Source organism: Mesorhizobium sp. WSM4822, from assembly GCF_055811155.1.
The window spans coordinates 56,229-72,201 of the sequence record NZ_JBVVQM010000003.1 but is presented as its reverse complement, the minus strand read 5'-3'; the positions used below and the strand labels follow the sequence as shown (position 1 = coordinate 72,201).

General features: G+C 63.1%; 16 protein-coding genes and 1 tRNA gene. 8 read left to right on the top strand and 9 right to left on the bottom strand.

All coding sequences use genetic code 11. The features are described from left to right. Positions 1-16: 16 nt before the first annotated feature. The 7 genes from AC0L3E_RS08340 to tkt form a co-directional block, all read right to left on the bottom strand. A complete protein-coding gene (locus tag AC0L3E_RS08340; RefSeq protein WP_127271755.1) occupies positions 17-730 on the bottom strand; it encodes an SGNH/GDSL hydrolase family protein in 714 nt (237 codons plus the stop codon). A gap of 62 nt (positions 731-792) precedes the next feature. After that, on the bottom strand, positions 793-1,533 hold the full coding sequence (locus tag AC0L3E_RS08335) for a DUF899 domain-containing protein (protein ID WP_127271085.1): 741 nt from the start codon (positions 1,531-1,533) through the stop codon (positions 793-795). 166 nt (positions 1,534-1,699) lie between these two features. Beyond that, complete coding sequence (locus tag AC0L3E_RS08330; RefSeq protein ID WP_128308631.1) at positions 1,700-2,725, bottom strand: class I fructose-bisphosphate aldolase; 1,026 nt, start codon at positions 2,723-2,725, stop codon at positions 1,700-1,702. Positions 2,726-2,859: 134 nt separating this feature from the next. Next, the gene (locus AC0L3E_RS08325) at positions 2,860-4,056 is read right to left on the bottom strand and encodes a phosphoglycerate kinase (RefSeq protein ID WP_127322155.1); all 1,197 of its coding nucleotides are present in this window, start codon (positions 4,054-4,056) and stop codon (positions 2,860-2,862) included. 147 nt (positions 4,057-4,203) lie between these two features. Next, positions 4,204-6,093: a potassium/proton antiporter gene (locus tag AC0L3E_RS08320; protein WP_127271761.1), complete on the bottom strand. Its 1,890-nt coding sequence runs from the start codon at positions 6,091-6,093 to the stop codon at positions 4,204-4,206. Between the two features lie 218 nt (positions 6,094-6,311). Further along, positions 6,312-7,322: a type I glyceraldehyde-3-phosphate dehydrogenase gene (gap, locus tag AC0L3E_RS08315; protein ID WP_258606980.1), complete on the bottom strand. Its 1,011-nt coding sequence runs from the start codon at positions 7,320-7,322 to the stop codon at positions 6,312-6,314. A 154-nt stretch (positions 7,323-7,476) separates the two neighbouring features. Continuing rightward, entirely contained in the window at positions 7,477-9,468 is a 1,992-nt protein-coding gene (tkt, locus tag AC0L3E_RS08310) for a transketolase (RefSeq protein ID WP_473604592.1), read from the bottom strand. A gap of 263 nt (positions 9,469-9,731) precedes the next feature. On the opposite strand from tkt, the gene AC0L3E_RS08305 reads away from it, so the two are divergent. The 4 genes from AC0L3E_RS08305 to AC0L3E_RS08290 all read left to right on the top strand — a co-directional run bounded on the left by AC0L3E_RS08305 (position 9,732) and on the right by AC0L3E_RS08290 (position 12,273). Continuing rightward, positions 9,732-10,004, top strand: coding sequence for a DUF4164 domain-containing protein (locus tag AC0L3E_RS08305; protein WP_013529251.1), 273 nt, complete (start codon positions 9,732-9,734; stop codon positions 10,002-10,004). An 11-nt stretch (positions 10,005-10,015) separates the two neighbouring features. Beyond that, a complete protein-coding gene (locus AC0L3E_RS08300; RefSeq protein ID WP_023810969.1) occupies positions 10,016-10,381 on the top strand; it encodes a cell division protein ZapA in 366 nt (121 codons plus the stop codon). 220 nt (positions 10,382-10,601) lie between these two features. Next, the gene (locus tag AC0L3E_RS08295) at positions 10,602-11,261 is read left to right on the top strand and encodes a peroxiredoxin (protein WP_127260439.1); all 660 of its coding nucleotides are present in this window, start codon (positions 10,602-10,604) and stop codon (positions 11,259-11,261) included. A gap of 139 nt (positions 11,262-11,400) precedes the next feature. Next, positions 11,401-12,273, top strand: coding sequence for an MBL fold metallo-hydrolase (locus AC0L3E_RS08290; protein ID WP_127271973.1), 873 nt, complete (start codon positions 11,401-11,403; stop codon positions 12,271-12,273). Between the two features lie 145 nt (positions 12,274-12,418). Here AC0L3E_RS08290 and rpoH read toward each other — a convergent pair whose 3' ends face one another. Further along, a complete protein-coding gene (rpoH, locus tag AC0L3E_RS08285; RefSeq protein ID WP_127268033.1) occupies positions 12,419-13,330 on the bottom strand; it encodes an RNA polymerase sigma factor RpoH in 912 nt (303 codons plus the stop codon). A 190-nt stretch (positions 13,331-13,520) separates the two neighbouring features. Next, entirely contained in the window at positions 13,521-14,561 is a 1,041-nt protein-coding gene (locus tag AC0L3E_RS08280; protein WP_128308832.1) for an RluA family pseudouridine synthase, read from the bottom strand. Between the two features lie 28 nt (positions 14,562-14,589). On the opposite strand from AC0L3E_RS08280, the gene AC0L3E_RS08275 reads away from it, so the two are divergent. The 4 genes from AC0L3E_RS08275 to AC0L3E_RS08260 all read left to right on the top strand — a co-directional run bounded on the left by AC0L3E_RS08275 (position 14,590) and on the right by AC0L3E_RS08260 (position 15,956). After that, positions 14,590-14,973, top strand: coding sequence for a fimbrial protein (locus AC0L3E_RS08275; protein WP_127268031.1), 384 nt, complete (start codon positions 14,590-14,592; stop codon positions 14,971-14,973). Between the two features lie 54 nt (positions 14,974-15,027). Beyond that, positions 15,028-15,435: a VOC family protein gene (locus AC0L3E_RS08270; protein WP_473604591.1), complete on the top strand. Its 408-nt coding sequence runs from the start codon at positions 15,028-15,030 to the stop codon at positions 15,433-15,435. A gap of 90 nt (positions 15,436-15,525) precedes the next feature. Continuing rightward, positions 15,526-15,600: transfer RNA gene (locus tag AC0L3E_RS08265), tRNA-Glu, on the top strand. 179 nt (positions 15,601-15,779) lie between these two features. Then, positions 15,780-15,956, top strand: a complete 177-nt coding sequence (locus AC0L3E_RS08260; protein WP_127320620.1) for a Flp family type IVb pilin — start codon at positions 15,780-15,782, stop codon at positions 15,954-15,956. The last annotated feature ends 17 nt before the right edge of the window (positions 15,957-15,973 follow it).

The window sequence follows — 15,973 nt, the reverse complement described above, 5'->3', positions numbered from 1 at the left end:
CACTTGTCGTCGGTGCTCAATTGCCAAGCACCGGGCCAACCAGATGCTCGGCCCAGGCCCGGTAGCCTGCTTCCGAGGCGTGAAAGCCGTCCGACGCAAAGCCGGCTTCCGGATTGGTGATCGGCAGGCGCGGCGCCGGCACCGCGCCGCGCTCCAGGCAAAGGCGTTCGCCCATCCGGTTCATGTCGGTGGCGCGAATCTCAAGGATTTTTCCGAGCAGCGGCGGCATGGCCGGCGCCCGGGTGAACTCCAGCACCGGCGACCACACCACGCGTGCTTCCGGCCATTTGGCGCGCAGGCCGTAGAGCAGGCCGCCGAACTCCTTCTTGAAGCGCGGCACGGAGTGAAAATTCTTGGTGTCGTTGGTGCCGATGGCCAACACGATATGCGTCCACGGTTCGGCCGACAGATTGGGCAGGACATGGTCGCGTATCTGGCCCGACGTTGCCGAATTGAAGCCGGCCGCCCGCCAGCGCACGGTGCGGCCTGTGCTTTGTGAAATCAGCACGGCGAGTTGCGCGGCAAGCCCATGTTCCGAATTGCCTATGCCGACCGACGCGGCGGACGAATCGCCCAGCACCAGAAGCGAGATATCAGGCGCCTTGCCTGATATTTCGTGCATGACCGGCCCTTGCGCCGGCAGCATGCGCGTGGTGCGGCGTCGCACGCCGAGGCCTTGCCAGATATAGACCGGGAAGGCGAGCCAGGTGAGTAGGGACGGGAAGCGCATAGCAGTACCGTTAAACGATCAGCGGCAGCCTTAGCGCATGTTTTGGTCGACGGGAACGCTCTTCAATCGCAGCAACTCGCCTGCCCCGCTTGCTTGCCCTGATATTCATCGTGCAGCCGCACCCAATCCATCAGTCCGTGATAGGGGCCGTTCTCGTTGCGGCCCTTCGGCGTCATGTCGAGATAGTTGTAGGCGCCGATCTGCGCCTCGCCGCCGCGGGCGCGCGACATGAAGGTGAGGAAGATGTCGCCGGCCTCGTCCCGGTAGAAAACGCTGGTGCCGGGAAGCTCCTTCGATGTTCGTGGACGGGTCTCGAAATTGTAGGTGGTGTCGCCCGCGGCGATCTGCTTGTCGGTGAAGGAGACCTGCATGTCGAAGTTGAAATCCGAGGCATAGGACGACACCCAGTCGAACTTCCAGCCCATGCGCTGCTTGTAAGGCAGAAGTTCCGCCAGTGGAGCGCGCGAAACCACGACCAGCGACACGTCGTGATGCCGCAGATGCTGATTGGCGCCGTCGATATGATCTGCAAGGAATGAGCAGCCCTCGCAATGACTGACGCAGCCCGGCCCGAACATGAAGTGATAGACGATCAGCTGGCTGTTGCCGGCAAACAGGTCGGCCAGTCTCTTCGGCCCTTGCCCGGTTTCGAAGACATAGTCCTTCCGGATCTTCAGCCAGGGCAATTCACGTCGCTCAGCCGCTATCCGCTCGCGGAGCCGCGTCAGTTCCTTCTCGCGCGCCAGATGCGCCTTGTGCGCCTGGAACCAGTCTTCGCGCGAAACGATCTTGTTGCGATGCATGAACCTCTCCCTGAAGTGTCATTCCAAGGACGTTCGGGATGAGCACAACCCGACATCGCCCGAGAGGAAATAAGGACGGAGAGGCTCCGCCCCAAGCCCGGCAAGTCACAAACAAAAAAACCCGGGCGCATCGGCCCGGGTTCGAAGGAGGAAGAAAGGACTGTGATCAGGCGGCCTGTTCCAGGCTCGCCTTCCATTTTCCGAGCGCTGCCAGATGGTTCATGTGGGCGCGATGGGTGAAGGCGGCCTGGCCGGCGGCAACGTTCGAGGCCTTGCCGCTCCAGGCTTTCTGTGGCGCGGCCTGCAGTGCGCGGCCATAGGAGAAGGTCAGCTTCCACGGGTGCGGCCCGATGGCGTTGATGGCGTTGAGGTTGGCGGTCGCCTCCTCGTCCTCCTGGCCGCCGGAGAGGAAGGCAATGCCCGGCACCGCTGCCGGCACGGTTTCGCGGAACAGTTTTATGGTCTTTTCGGCGACTTCTTCGGGGCTGCTCACCTTGCCCGACTTCCTGCCGGCCAGCACCATGTTCGGTTTCAGGATGGTGCCTTCCAGCACGACGCGCGCCGCATGGAGCTCGTCATAAAGCTTGATCAGCGTTGCCTTCGAGATGTCGTAGCAGGTGTCGATATCGTGGGCGCCATCCATCAGCACTTCCGGTTCGACGATCGGCACAATGCCGGCCTCCTGGCAAAGGGCTGCATAGCGGGCGAGTGCGTGCGCGTTCGAGCCGATCGAGGTCCCCGAAGGCACGCCTTTGGCGATATCGATGTCGATCACCGCGCGCCATTTGGCGAAGCGGGCGCCGAGCTTGTAGTAGTCGGCAAGGCGCTCGCGCAGGCCATCGAGGCCTTCGGTGATGGTATCGCCGGGAAATCTGGCCAGCGGCTTGGCGCCGGCGTCGACCTTGATGCCGGGGATGGCGCCGGCCGACTTGATGATGTCGACCAGCGGCGTGCCGTCGGCGGCCTTCTGGCGGATCGTCTCGTCATAGAGGATGACGCCGGAGATGTAGCGGGTCATCGCCTCCCTGGTGCGGAACATCATCTCGCGGTAGTCGCGGCGGCTGTCGGCTGTCGATTCGACGCCGATGACGTCGAAGCGCTTCTTGATGGTGCCCGAACTTTCGTCGGCGGCCAGCAGGCCCTTGCCATCGGCGACGATCGCGGCGGCAATGTCTTCGAGACGTTCGCTCATTGTTGCTTCTCCTGAAACGGTTGTTCCGCGCTTAACGGAAGTCTACCGCCAAAGGAATGGCATCGGAAAGCTCGAATCGATTGAAAGCCTCGGGCAGCCTTGTTTGCTCTCCGAGTGTTGATCGCCGCGGAGCCTCAGCGCTTCAGCACATCGACACCGGGCAGCGGCTTGCCTTCCATCCATTCCAGGAAAGCGCCGCCGGCGGTCGAGACATAGGTGAAGTCGTCGGCGACGCCGGCATGGTTGAGCGCCGCGACCGTATCGCCACCGCCTGCGACCGAGACCAGCCTGCCTTCCTTGGTGCGCGACGCCGCGTGCCTGGCAGCCGCTACCGTCGCATGATCGAAGGGCGCGATCTCGAAGGCGCCGAGCGGGCCGTTCCAGACCAGTGTCGCGGCGCGGTCGATCCATTCGCCGATGGCCGTCACGGTTTTGGCGCCGACATCGAGGATCATGCCGTCGGCCGGCACGTCCGATATGGCGACGGTCTCGCATTCCGCGCCCGCCTTGAACTCCTTGGCGACGACGCCGTCGACCGGCAGGATGATGGCGCAGCCGGCCTCGGCCGCCTCGATCATGATCTGCTTGGCGGTCGCGGCGAGATCATGCTCGCACAGCGATTTGCCGACATTGGTGCCACGCGCGGCAAGAAAGGTGTTGGCCATCCCGCCACCGATGACGAGGGCATCGACCTTCTTCACCAGGTTCATCAACAGATCGATCTTGGTCGAGACTTTGGCGCCGCCGACAATGGCGACGACCGGACGAACCGGTTTTCCCAGGCCCTTCTCCAGCGCCTCAAGCTCGGCTTGCATGGTGCGGCCGGCAAAAGCCGGCAACAGATGCGCCAGCCCCTCCGTCGAAGAATGCGCGCGGTGCGCGGCCGAGAAGGCGTCGTTGACGAAGATATCGCCATTGGCGGCGAGTTTTTCCGTGAAGGCCGGATCGTTCTTCTCCTCGGCCTTGTAGAAGCGGGTGTTTTCGAGCAGCAGCACGTCGCCCTTGTTCATGGCGGCGACAGCGCTTCCGGCCGTGTCGCCGACGCAATCCGAGGCGAAACCGACGGGGCGGCCGAGCACGTCGGCTGTCGCCTTGGCGATCGGTTCCAGCGAGAATTCGGGCGAGGGGCCATCCTTGGGTCGGCCGAAATGGGCGAGCAGGATGACCTTGGCACCCTTGCCTGACAGCTCGGCGATGGTCGGCGCGATGCGTTCGATGCGGGTGGTGTCGGTGACTTTGCCCTCAGTGACAGGCACGTTGAGGTCGACGCGCACCAGCACACGCTTGCCGCTGATGTTGCCGATATCGTCGAGTGTCTTGAAGGCGGCCATGCGGGGTTCCTTTCGCGAAAAACCGGGGGACCATACCCCGCATCGGTGTCGATGCAAGGCTTAGGGCGCGCTCGAACCGAAATTTTGAAGTGGGCACGATCTTGCACCGGCGGGGCGGATGAATGGCAGCGCTCAATAGCGGGTTTGTCAGCTTTCGGTTGCTGCCTTTTCCGGCGCTGGCTCCGGGGCCTGCTTTTCGTCCGCCCGCGCCTCGGCCTCCTGCGTCTCGGTCGGCTTGCGCCAGTTGCGGATGAAGGCGGAAAGACGATCGCCGATTTCGCCGGCGCTGAGGAAGACCGGCACCCGCGCCACCGGCGCGGTCGGCTCGAACGAGAGGCCGAGGCCTATGATCTTGCCCTTGTCGTCGACGTCGCGGACGATCAGTTCTATCGGGCCGAGCAGGACGCGGTCGGCGTATTCGGCATGGCCGCCGAGCCGCGCCGTGACCAGCGCGCCAACGGTGAGCTTTTGCTCCGCTTCGGTCAGGCCTGGCGTATAGGCCGCTTCCAGTTCAGCGGCGGAGCGCGCGGGGTCGACGGCGAAGGCACCGAAGAAATCGGCATCCTCGGGATCGACCACTGCACGGCTCGCGAACAGCTTGTCGAGCAGGCGCGGATAGCGGTCCGGCACGAAAATGTAGACCTGGTCGCCGGCGGCGAGCCGGCCCATGTCCTGGAAGCGCATCGAGCGGCCGTCGCGCAACACCAGCGAGGGTCGCGCCCAGCGTGGGATGCGCTCGCCGCGCGCCACCGGGCTGCCGTGTGCAACGCGATAGGCAAGAAGCTCGTGATGGGCCGAGCCCGGCAGTTCCAGCTCGACCTTGTCCAGCGGTCCGAGCCGTGCCGGCACGATCAGACCGAGGCGGCGCGCCAGCGGTCCGACTGTCCAGCCCTGGATGACCAGCGACACGAGTACGATGATGAAGGCGGTGTTGAAGATGACACGGCCGTTTTCCAGCCCGCCCAGCAGCGGGGTGATGGCGAGCAGGATCGACACCGCGCCGCGCAGGCCGACCCAGGAGACGAAGGCGACCTCGGGGCGCGGCAGACGGAACGGGATCAGGCAGAGCCAGACCGCGATCGGACGGGCGATGAACATCAGGAACAGGCCGAGCAGCACCGCCGGCACCATGATCGCCGGGAACTGCGACGGCGTCGCGAACAGGCCGAGGATGAGGAACATGATGATCTGTGCCAGCCATGACATGCCGTCCTGGAAGCGCTTGAGGATGGTGACGGCGCGGATATCGGAATTGCCCGAGATGAGGCCGGCGATATAGACCGCCAGGAAGCCCGAGCCGCCAATGGCGCCGGCGGCTGCAAACACCATCAGCGACAAGGTCAGCACGAAGATCGGCAGCAGGCCGTGGTCGAGATTGAGCCGGTCGACGAGGCGCACGATGGCGAGGCCGCCGAGCACGCCGACGACAGCGCCAAGGCCCATGTTGAGGAGGAAGCCGAGGAACAGGCTGGTGACCAGGACATTGGTTTCGGGGTTGGCGTGGGCGGCGATGATCTCTACCAGCGTGATGGTCAGGAAGATGGCGATCGGGTCGTTGGTGCCGGATTCCACCTCGAGCGTCGAGCGCACGCGTTCGCGCAGATTGATCTCGCCGGCGCGCAGCAGGAAGAACACGGCCGCCGCATCGGTGGAGGCGACGGCAGCCCCGAGCAGGAAGGATTCCAGCCAGGTGAGATCGAGCAGATAATGGGCGGCGACGCCGAACAGGCCGGTGGTGACAAGCACGCCGAAGGTGGCCAGCGACAAAGCCGGGCCCGCAGCCTGCCGCAAGGCATTGAGCGGCGTGCCGAAACCGGAATCGAACAGGATGACGGCCAGCGCCAGTGAGCCGGCAAAATAAGCGATGCGGGCGTTGTCGAACTGGATGCCGAGTCCGTCGGTGCCGGTGGCGAGGCCAATGCAGAGAAACAGGAGCAGAAGAGGGGCGCCGAAGCGGAAGGCGATCAGGCTCGAAAACGCGGCGGCGACGACAAGCGCTGTGCCGACCAGCGTGACGAGATAGATCGCATGCTCCATCCTGAAATCAGCCCCTCAAATTCGTCTGTCTCCTGCTTTGCGAGAGAGTGGGGCGAAGACGTGACCAGTGCAAGGCGGCAGGGTGGCTTTTTGGCCTATGCCGCTGATTTTCGGATGTTTTGGCGCGCAGGACACAAATTGGGAAGGCGCAAACTGCGCTCATGAAAAACGCCCGGGCAAAGCCGGGCGTTCCAAGTCTCGAAAAGAGAGTTTTGTGATCAGGCGATGGTCTTGCCGAAGGCGACCGATGTGTCGCCCATGCGGTTGGAGAAACCCCATTCATTGTCGTACCAGGACAGCACCGATACGAAGTTGCCGTCCATCACCTTGGTCTGGTCGAGCGCCATGATCGAGGAGCGCGGATCGTGGTTGAAGTCGATCGACACGTTCGGGTGATGGGTGACGCCGAGAATGCCCTTGAGCTTGCCGTTGGAGGCGGCGATCACCGCGTCGTTGATCTCCTGCACCGTGGTCGACCGCTTGGCGATGAACTTGAAGTCGACGACCGAGACGTTCGGGGTCGGCACGCGGATCGAGATGCCGTCGAGCTTGCCCTTGAGGTCGGGCAGCACCAGCCCGATCGCCTTGGCGGCGCCGGTCGAGGTCGGGATCTGCGACAGGGCGGCGGCGCGGGCGCGGTAGAGATCCTTGTGCATGGTGTCCAGCGTCGGCTGGTCGCCGGTGTAGGAGTGGATCGTCGTCATCATGCCTTTTTCGATGCCGACCGTCTCATGCAGCACGGCCGCCAGCGGCGCCAGGCAGTTGGTGGTGCACGAGGCATTCGAGATGACGATGTGGTCCTTGGTCAACTGGTCGTGGTTGATGCCGTAGACCACGGTGAGGTCGGCGCCCTCGGCCGGGGCCGAAACGATGACGCGCTTGGCGCCGGCGGTCAGATGTGCCGCTGCCTTGTCGCGGGCGGTGAAGATGCCGGTGCATTCGAGCGCGATGTCGATGCCCAGTTCCTTCCACGGCAGCTGCGTCGGATCCTTGATCGCGGTGACCTTGAACGTCTCCTTGCCGACGGTGATCTGGTCGCCGGAAACCGAAACTTCATGCGGGAAGCGGCCGTGCACGCTGTCATAGCGCAACAGGTGCGCATTGGTCTCGACTGGGCCGAGGTCGTTGACGGCGATGACGTCGATATCCTTGCGGCCGGATTCATGGATAGCGCGCAGGATGTTGCGGCCGATGCGGCCGAATCCGTTGATGGCAACTCTGACGGTCATAATTCTCTCCCTGGGAGTTGGAGGGCGGACGAGGGGTCCGCAGTTTCATAGCGGCGGAAGCAGAAAGAATCCAGCCGCAGTGACGTGGATTTAAATCGATTAAGTTGGGCCAGTCCGGCGAGACCGCCTTACGCGATTTCGCCGAACCTTGAACCTACTTGGTATGCAGGCGGGCTTCCGCCGCCTTGGCCGCGGCCTCGGCGGTAATGCCGAAATGCGGATAGAGTTGCTCGATCGTGCCCGAGGCGCCGAAGCCGGTCATGCCGACGAAGATGCCGTCGGAACCGATCAGATGATCCCAACCCTGGCGTATGCCGGCTTCAATCGCCATCTTGATAGGCGCATTGCCGATCGTCTTCTTGCGGTAGTCGTCGCTCTGCTGGTCGAACAGTTCGAAGCAGGGAACCGAGACGACGCGGGTCGGATGGCCGTGCTTTTCCAGCAGGTCGCGCGCGCCGAGCGCGATCTCGACCTCGGAGCCGGTGGCGAAGATCGTCACCGCGGCCTCGCCGCTGGCGGCAGCCAGCTCATAGGCGCCCTGGCTGCTGAGGTTCTTGGCCGAGAATTCGGTGCGCACCGTCGGCAGGTTCTGGCGGGTCAGCGCCAAGGTCGACGGCGTCTTTTCCGACTCCAGGGCGATCTGCCAGCATTCGGCGGTTTCGACCGCGTCGGCCGGGCGGAAGACATTGTGGTTGGGAATGGCGCGCAATGCGGCCAGATGCTCGACCGGCTGGTGGGTCGGGCCGTCTTCGCCCAGACCGATGGAATCATGGGTCATGACGAAGATCGAGCGGATGCCCATCAGCGAAGCCAGACGCATCGACGGCCGGGCATAGTCGGAGAAGCACAGGAAGGTGCCGCCATAGGCGATGAGGCCGCCATGCAGCGTCAAGCCATTGATGGCGGCCGCCATGCCATGTTCGCGGATGCCGTAGTGGACATAGCGCTGGCCATAGTCGTCCGAGGTGATGTTCTTGGTCTGGCTGGTCTTGGTGTTGTTGGAGCCGGTCAGGTCGGCGGAGCCGCCGATGGTCTCGGGCAAGGCGCCGTTGATGACTTCCAGCGCCATCTCGGACGATTTGCGGGTGGCGACCTTCGGCTTGTCGGCCGACAGCTTCTTCTTGTAATCGGCAATGACCGCGTCGAAATTGGACGGCAGCTTGCCGCTGATGCGGCGCTCGAACTCAGCCTTCAGCTTGGCATCGGCCTTGGCCAGGCGGCCTTCCCAGTCTGCACGCGCCTTGACGCCGGCCTTGCCGGCGGTGCGCCAGGCGTCGAGGATGTCGGCCGGAATCTCGAAGGGCGGCGAATCCCAGTTGAAGAACTTGCGCGCGCCGGCGATCTCGTCGGCGCCAAGGGGGGAGCCGTGCGCCTTGTTGGTGCCGGCCTTGGTCGGCGCGCCGAAGCCGATGGTCGTCTTGCAGGCGATCATGGTCGGCTTGTCGGAATGGCGGGCGGCTTCGATGGCATAGGCGATGGCTTCCGGATCGGTGCCGTCGATGTGGCTGGCATTCCAGCCGGAGGCCTGGAAGCGGGCCACCTGATCGGTGTTGTCGGACAGCGAGACCGGACCGTCGATCGAGATGTCGTTGTTGTCCCAGAAGACGATCAGCTTGTTGAGCTTGAGATGGCCGGCAAGCGCGATGGCTTCCTGGGAAACACCTTCCATCAGGCAGCCGTCGCCGGCCAGCACATAGGTGTAATGATCGACGAGATCGTTGCCGAAGGCGGCATTCATGATGCGCTCGCCGAGCGCGAAGCCGACCGAATTGGCGAGACCCTGGCCGAGCGGCCCCGTCGTCGTCTCTATGCCAGCGGCATGGCCGTATTCGGGATGGCCGGCGGTCTTCGAGCCCAACTGACGGAAGTGCTTGATCTGGTCGAGGGTCATGTCTTCGTAGCCGGTCAGATGCAGCAGCGAATAGAGCAGCATCGAGCCATGGCCGGCCGACAGGATGAAACGGTCGCGGTCGGCCCAGTGCGGGGCCTTGGGATCATATTTCAGGAAGCGCGTGAACAGCACCGTGGCGATATCGGCGCAGCCCATTGGCAGGCCTGGATGGCCGGAATTTGCCTTCTCGACGGCGTCCATGGAGAGAAAGCGGATCGCATTGGCCATCCGGTCATGTTGTTCACGCGACGTCATGGTTCCTCCAGAAGTGGGGGTTTGGGGGCTTGGGAGAGCCCTTGAAAAGGGTGCGCGACACATAGCAGGCGCGGGCTTTTAGTCAACAAATCGGGTGCACATTTGCCGGTCTTGTGATGCCGGCGGCGGACCTACATTAGCGTTAGCGGGGGACAGTCGCGAGAGCTTTGTTGACGTTGCCTTCACCCGGTGCCTAATGTTTCAGGGATAACGCGTTCTGAACGTGAACGATTCGGTGATGGGCAGGGCACAGGACGAAGGCCATGACCGGGGAAGCCACACTCAAGGAAGTCATCGCGAGGCTGGGCAAGGCCATCGAGGGGCTGGAAAACGCCGTCGCGGCCAAGCTCGAGCATGAACGCGACTACTCCGAAGCCGAGGCCGAGGTGCAGCGGATGAATGCCGATCGCTCGCGGCTGGCGCAGGAACTCGATAATTCCGAAGCGCGCGCCGAACGGCTGGAAGATGCCAACAAGGAAGTCTCGCGACGTTTGGTGACTGCCATGGAAACCATCCGCGCCGTGTTGGACAGATAGGAGCTGGCCCGATGGCACAGGTCACGGTTTCAATCGACGGCAAGCAGTATCGCATGGCCTGCGACGAGGGCCAGGAAGAGCATCTGATCGACCTTGCCGAACGCTTCGACCGCTATGTTTCACACCTGAAGGACTCGTTCGGCGAGATCGGCGATCAGCGGCTGACCGTTATGGCCGGCATCATGGTGATGGATGAACTCTCGGAGTTGCAGAAACGCGTCAAGGGCATGGAAAGCGAAGTGCTGACCTTGCGCAAGACCCGCGACGAGGCTCTGACCAAGGCCGACAAGAGCGATAGCGTGCTCACCAATGCGCTCGGCGCGCTGGCACAGCGCATGGAAGACCTGACTGTGACGCTGGCGGTCAACAAGAGCTGAGACAGAACCTTTCCTGTCCAGCCCCAGGCTCTCATCCGCGCGCCGCGCATTCAGCAGCATAAAAATGCTCGCCTGCCGCCGACAAGAGTTTCATATTATCTTGCAGCCACGATTTTTGCGCTAAGATGCAACGATGCCGGGCGGGACAGCTTGATGGTGGCGTGGGTTGCCGCGTGCCGTTCCTCGCTGCCGACGGTTCCGTTTACAGGGGAGATGTACCATGAGCCTTCGTATCAACGACATTGCGCCGGATTTTACCGCCGAGACCACGCAAGGGACGATCAAATTCCATGACTGGATCGGCGACGGTTGGGCGATCCTGTTCAGTCACCCGAAGAATTTCACGCCGGTCTGCACGACCGAGCTTGGCACGATGGCGGGGCTCGAAGGCGAGTTCAAGAAGCGCAACGTCAAGATCATCGGCATTTCGGTCGATCCGGTCGAAAGTCACGGCAAGTGGCAGGACGACATCAAGACGGCGACCGGTCATTCGGTGAACTATCCGCTGATCGGCGACAAGGACCTCAAGGTCGCCAAGCTCTACGACATGCTGCCGGGCGGTGCCGGCGAGACGTCGGAGGGCCGCACGCCCGCCGACAACGCCACAGTGCGCTCGGTCTACGTCATCGGACCGGACAAGAAGATCAAACTGGTGCTGACCTACCCGATGACCACGGGGCGCAATTTCGATGAGATCCTGCGCGCGGTCGATTCCATGCAGCTCACCGCCAAGCATCAAGTGGCGACGCCGGCGAACTGGAAGCAGGGCGAGGACGTGATCATCACCGCGGCCGTTTCCAACGAGGATGCAATCAAGCGCTTCGGCGCTTATGAGACCATCCTGCCGTATCTGCGGAAGACCAAGCAGCCGTCGGCCTGACCGCTCGGAACAGTTTTTGGCTTTCCTGTCGCCGCGAGCGAAAGGATACTTGACTGGCTCACCCGAGCGGACAACCATGCTCCTTTCGGATGCCGTCAGAGAAAATCATTCCTGGCGACGAGAGTTGGGGAAGCCGGAATTGGACGTAGCTTTGGCCAGGCCGCAGGTCAGCGGCTTCTATGACAAGCCGACCGGCGCCATCCAGTATGTCGTCGCCGACCAGGCGACGAAGCGATGCGCCATCATCGATCCGATCCTCGATTTCGACGAGAAATCCGGTGCTACGGCAACGACGAATGCCGATGTCATGCTCGACTTCGTCAGCGAGCAGGGACTGAGCGTCGAATGGATCCTCGACACCCATCCGCATGCCGACCATTTCTCGGCGGCGCATTACTTGAGAGAGAAGACCGGCGCGCCGACGGCGATCGGCGACAGGGTCATCGAGGTCCAGAAACTGTGGAAAGCGATCTACAACTGGCCGGATTTTCCCGCTGACGGTTCGCAGTGGGACAGGCTGTTTAGAGAAGGCGAAACCTTCCAAGTGGGTACCCTTCCGGTCAAGGTGCTGTTCTCGCCCGGACACACGCTGGCCTCCATCACCTATGTGATCGGCGATGCCGCCTTCATCCACGACACGCTGTTCATGCCCGACAGCGGCACGGCGAGGACGGACTTTCCCGGCGGCAGTGCCGCGCGGCTCTGGCGCTCGATCCAGGACATATTGGCGTTGCCGGACGAGACGCGGGTGTTCGTCGGCCATGACTATCAGGCCGGCGGCCGCGAACCTTTGTGGGAAAGCACGGTCGCCATACAGAAGGCTACCAACATCCATCTTGCCGCCGCCTGCAGCGAGGCCGAGTTCGTCGCCCTGCGCGAGGCGCGCGACAGGACGCTGCCGATGCCGCGGCTGATCCTGCATGCGCTGCAGGTCAACATGAATGGCGGGAGGCTGCCCGAACCCGAAGCCAATGGCCGGCGGTACCTGAAGTTTCCGCTGGACGGGCTTTGAGGGGCCGTTGGTGAAGCTGCCAATCTCGACCCTTGCGGGGGAGATTGGCTGTCGCCCCCGTTCGCCAACTCCCAATCACCCACAAAAACGGCGGCGCCAGGATTCCTGGCGCCGCCTTGATTTTTTTTTGTTGCCTTAGCTAACCTTACGCCGCCGGCTGCGCCTCAATCGTGCGCAGCGCCTGGGTCTGGCGCTTGGCGGCGGCCTTGACCGCGTCCTGCACCTTCTCGAAGGCGCGCACCTCGATCTGGCGCACGCGCTCGCGGCTGATGTCGAACTCGGACGACAGCTCTTCCAGCGTCAGCGGCTCTTCGGCGAGGCGACGGGCCTCGAAGATGCGCCGCTCGCGCTCGTTGAGCACGGCAAGAGCGCCCGACAGCATGCCGCGCCGGTTTTCCAGCTCGTCCTGCTCGATCAGCATCTCTTCCTGGCTTTCGTGGTCGTCGACCAGCCAGTCCTGCCATTCGCCAGATTCGCCTTCGCTGGCCCGGATCGGGGCGTTGAGCGAGGCGTCGCCGGACAGGCGGCGGTTCATCGACACCACTTCGGCTTCGGAAACGTTCAGCCTTGTGGCGATCTCGGTGATCTGGTCGGGCTTCAAGTCGCCGTCGTCGAGCGCCTGGATCTTGCCCTTCACCTTGCGCAGGTTGAAGAACAGGCGCTTCTGGTTGGCGGTCGTGCCCATCTTGACCAGGCTCCACGAGCGCAGGATGTACTCCTGGATCGAGGCCTTGATCCACCACATGGCATAGGTCGCGAGGCGGAAGCCGCGCTCGGGTTCGAATTTCTTGACGGCCTGCATCAGGCCGACATTGCCTTCCGAGATCACTTCGCCGATCGGCAGGCCATAGCCGCGATAGCCCATGGCGATCTTGGCGACGAGCCTGAGGTGGCTGGTGACGAGCTTGTGCGCAGCGGAGGTGTCTTCATGCTCGGCGTAACGCTTGGCGAGCATGTACTCTTCCTGCGGCTGCAGCATGGGAAAGCGGCGGATTTCTTCCAGGTAGCGGCTGAGGCCGCCTTCGCCGGAAACGATACTGGGTAGTGACTGGGCCATGATAGCGCCCCCTCTCTATTGGAGTGATGCCCCCGAAACGCGGCGGGCATGTGACGCGAGCACCAAAAGGCTCGCCCGCGACATCAGATCTTATACAGGAACAAAACCAGAAAAGACAGGCATTTGTTCAACACGAAACAGTGTGTCACGGTGAAGTGAACAATGCCGCTCAGGTTTTTCTATGGCAGGTTCAGAGCTTGCGGAAACCGCCTACGAGTTCCTCCATGTCCCCCGGTATAGGCGCTTCGAACCTCATCGTTAGATGGGTAGTGGGGTGCCGAAATGCAAGGAGCCAGGCATGCAAAGCCTGCCGGGGAAATGCCTTGACCTGGCTTTTCAGCGGTTCGGGCAGCCGGTTGGCCTTGGTGCGGAAGGCCTGCCCATAATCGGGGTCGCCGACCACCGGATGGCCGATATGCGCCATGTGGACACGGATCTGGTGGGTGCGGCCGGTCTCCAGCCGGCATTCGACCAGGCTGGCGGTGGCGAATTCCTGCTGATCGACGCCGAAGCGCTCCTGCACGGCAAAGTGGGTGACCGCATGGCGGGCGTCGTCGCGTCCTTCCGGCACCACGGCACGGCGCACGCGGTCGGCGGCGCGGCCGAGCGGCGCGTCGACCCTTCCGGTCGGCCTCTGCGGTATGCCCCAGACCAGCGCCAGATAGGCGCGCTCCAAGTCGCCGGTCAGGCCGTGATCGGCGAAAGCCTCGGACAGTGACTTGTGGGCGCGGTCGGTCTTGGCGACGACCATGACGCCGCTGGTCTCCTTGTCGAGGCGGTGGACGATGCCCGGCCGGCGCACACCCCCGATTCCTGAAAGGCTGTCGCCGCAATGATGGATCAGCGCATTGACCAGTGTGCCGGTCCAGTTGCCCGCTCCGGGGTGCACGACAAGCCCGGCCGGCTTGTTGATGGCGATCAGTTCGTCGTCCTCATAGAGTACATCGAGTGCGATGTTCTCGCCCTGCGGCTCCGCCGGCTCCGGCTCCGGCATGGTAACCGACACGCTCTCGCCCGGCGCCATCTTGCGCTTGGTCTCGTCGACGGGCTTGCCGTCGACCGAGACCGCGCCCTGCCTGATCAGCATCTGCACGCGGCTGCGTGACATGTCCGGGCCAAGGCTTGCGGCCAGCCACTGGTCGAGGCGCAGGCCGGCCGCATCCGCGCCCGCCACCAGCACTGTCGGTTCCGCCTCTATCAATTCAGGGGCCTCTTCGCTATGAGCGCTCATTGAAAAACCGTTCCGGAACTGTTTTGCCATGGCCAGCCCGATCGCCGAAGAAGACCAGGATAAGCCGCTCGACCCCGAGGTCGAAAAGGTGCGCAGGAAACTCGTCCGCTTCGTCGGGATCAATCTCGGCCTGCTGTTCCTCGCCCTTATGGTGGTGATCGGCGCCCTTGTCTACAAAGCGCGCAATGCACCGCCGGCGAACCCGCCGCTGGCCGGCGATATCCAGACACCCGCCGGCGAACCGGTCAACGGCGACATCGTGCTGCCGGTCGGCGCCACGGTGGTCAGCCAGTCGCTGTCCGGCAATCGTGTCTCGATCGACGCCGAGCTTGCCGATGGCAGCCGCACGATCTTCGTCTACGACATCACCGAGCGACGCCTGATCGGCCGCTTTGCGATCCGCAACAAGTGACCGTGACCGAGCCGCAACGATGAACGGCAGCAGGCCAATGAGCAAGCCTCAGGCATGAGCGGGTTCGCCGAGCATCGCCGCATCGCCACGGTCGCCCTGGTCGTTGCCAATTATGACGAGGCGATTGCCTGGTATGTCGAGCGGCTGGGCTTCCTGCTCGTCGAAGATGTCGATCTCGGCGGCGGCAAGCGCTGGATCACGGTCGCGCCGGCCAACGGGCAGGGCGCCAGGCTGCTTCTGGCCGAAGCGTCCGACGAGGCGCAAAGGCAGAGCATCGGCAACCAGACCGGCGGGCGTGTCTTCCTGTTCCTGGAAACCGACGACTTTGCCCGCGACCATGCGGCGATGCTGGAGAACGGCGTCGAATTCCGCGAAGCACCGCGCTTCGAGCCCTATGGCACGGTGGCGGTTTTCGCCGATCTGCATGGGAATCTCTGGGATCTGATCGAACCAAAACGATAGGCTGACGGCCGGCTTTTCCTCGGCAAGGGAAAGCGGCCTAAGCCCAGTTGCTTTTTCCCAGCGCTCAGCCTATATCGCCGGTTCTTGAACGCGCCCATCGTCTAGCGGTCAGGACACCGCCCTCTCACGGCGGGAACAGGGGTTCGATTCCCCTTGGGCGTACCAAGTTTTTCGACAAATTTGCAGGATGCCGCCGATTTCGTTTCTGAAGTCGACGACCCTCGATACTGGCCTTCATTTCATTCGTCTGGCAAATGTTAACGGACCCGAAACCGAGAACCTTAACGCCCCCGCAACTCACGGCGATATATTAGTTGTCGCTTTAGTAGCTGTAGGAGGTCGACATGAAGAAAATAGCCTGTCGTTTCGCTTGGGACGAGTCGGGCGCGACCGCGATCGAGTATGGCTTGATCGCGGCTCTTATCGCGCTGGCGATCATCACCGGCGCCGGGGCGCTGGGCAATTCGCTCAACGGGATCTTCACGAACGTCGGCACTACGGTCAACAGCAGCGGCTCGTAAGTCGGTACCTCAATTCG

Bases quoted from the DNA above. Each gene is read 5' to 3' on its own strand.
- AC0L3E_RS08340 (WP_127271755.1), bottom strand. From the start codon at position 730: ATGCGCTTCCCGTCCCTACTCACCTGGCTCGCCTTCCCGGTCTATATC.
- AC0L3E_RS08335 (WP_127271085.1), bottom strand. From the start codon at position 1,533: ATGCATCGCAACAAGATCGTTTCGCGCGAAGACTGGTTCCAGGCGCAC.
- AC0L3E_RS08330 (WP_128308631.1), bottom strand. From the start codon at position 2,725: ATGAGCGAACGTCTCGAAGACATTGCCGCCGCGATCGTCGCCGATGGC.
- AC0L3E_RS08325 (WP_127322155.1), bottom strand. From the start codon at position 4,056: ATGGCCGCCTTCAAGACACTCGACGATATCGGCAACATCAGCGGCAAG.
- AC0L3E_RS08320 (WP_127271761.1), bottom strand. From the start codon at position 6,093: ATGGAGCATGCGATCTATCTCGTCACGCTGGTCGGCACAGCGCTTGTC.
- gap (WP_258606980.1), bottom strand. From the start codon at position 7,322: ATGACCGTCAGAGTTGCCATCAACGGATTCGGCCGCATCGGCCGCAAC.
- tkt (WP_473604592.1), bottom strand. From the start codon at position 9,468: ATGACGTCGCGTGAACAACATGACCGGATGGCCAATGCGATCCGCTTT.
- AC0L3E_RS08305 (WP_013529251.1), top strand. From the start codon at position 9,732: ATGACCGGGGAAGCCACACTCAAGGAAGTCATCGCGAGGCTGGGCAAG.
- AC0L3E_RS08300 (WP_023810969.1), top strand. From the start codon at position 10,016: ATGGCACAGGTCACGGTTTCAATCGACGGCAAGCAGTATCGCATGGCC.
- AC0L3E_RS08295 (WP_127260439.1), top strand. From the start codon at position 10,602: ATGAGCCTTCGTATCAACGACATTGCGCCGGATTTTACCGCCGAGACC.
- rpoH (WP_127268033.1), bottom strand. From the start codon at position 13,330: ATGGCCCAGTCACTACCCAGTATCGTTTCCGGCGAAGGCGGCCTCAGC.
- AC0L3E_RS08280 (WP_128308832.1), bottom strand. From the start codon at position 14,561: ATGAGCGCTCATAGCGAAGAGGCCCCTGAATTGATAGAGGCGGAACCG.
- AC0L3E_RS08275 (WP_127268031.1), top strand. From the start codon at position 14,590: ATGGCCAGCCCGATCGCCGAAGAAGACCAGGATAAGCCGCTCGACCCC.
- AC0L3E_RS08270 (WP_473604591.1), top strand. From the start codon at position 15,028: ATGAGCGGGTTCGCCGAGCATCGCCGCATCGCCACGGTCGCCCTGGTC.
- AC0L3E_RS08260 (WP_127320620.1), top strand. From the start codon at position 15,780: ATGAAGAAAATAGCCTGTCGTTTCGCTTGGGACGAGTCGGGCGCGACC.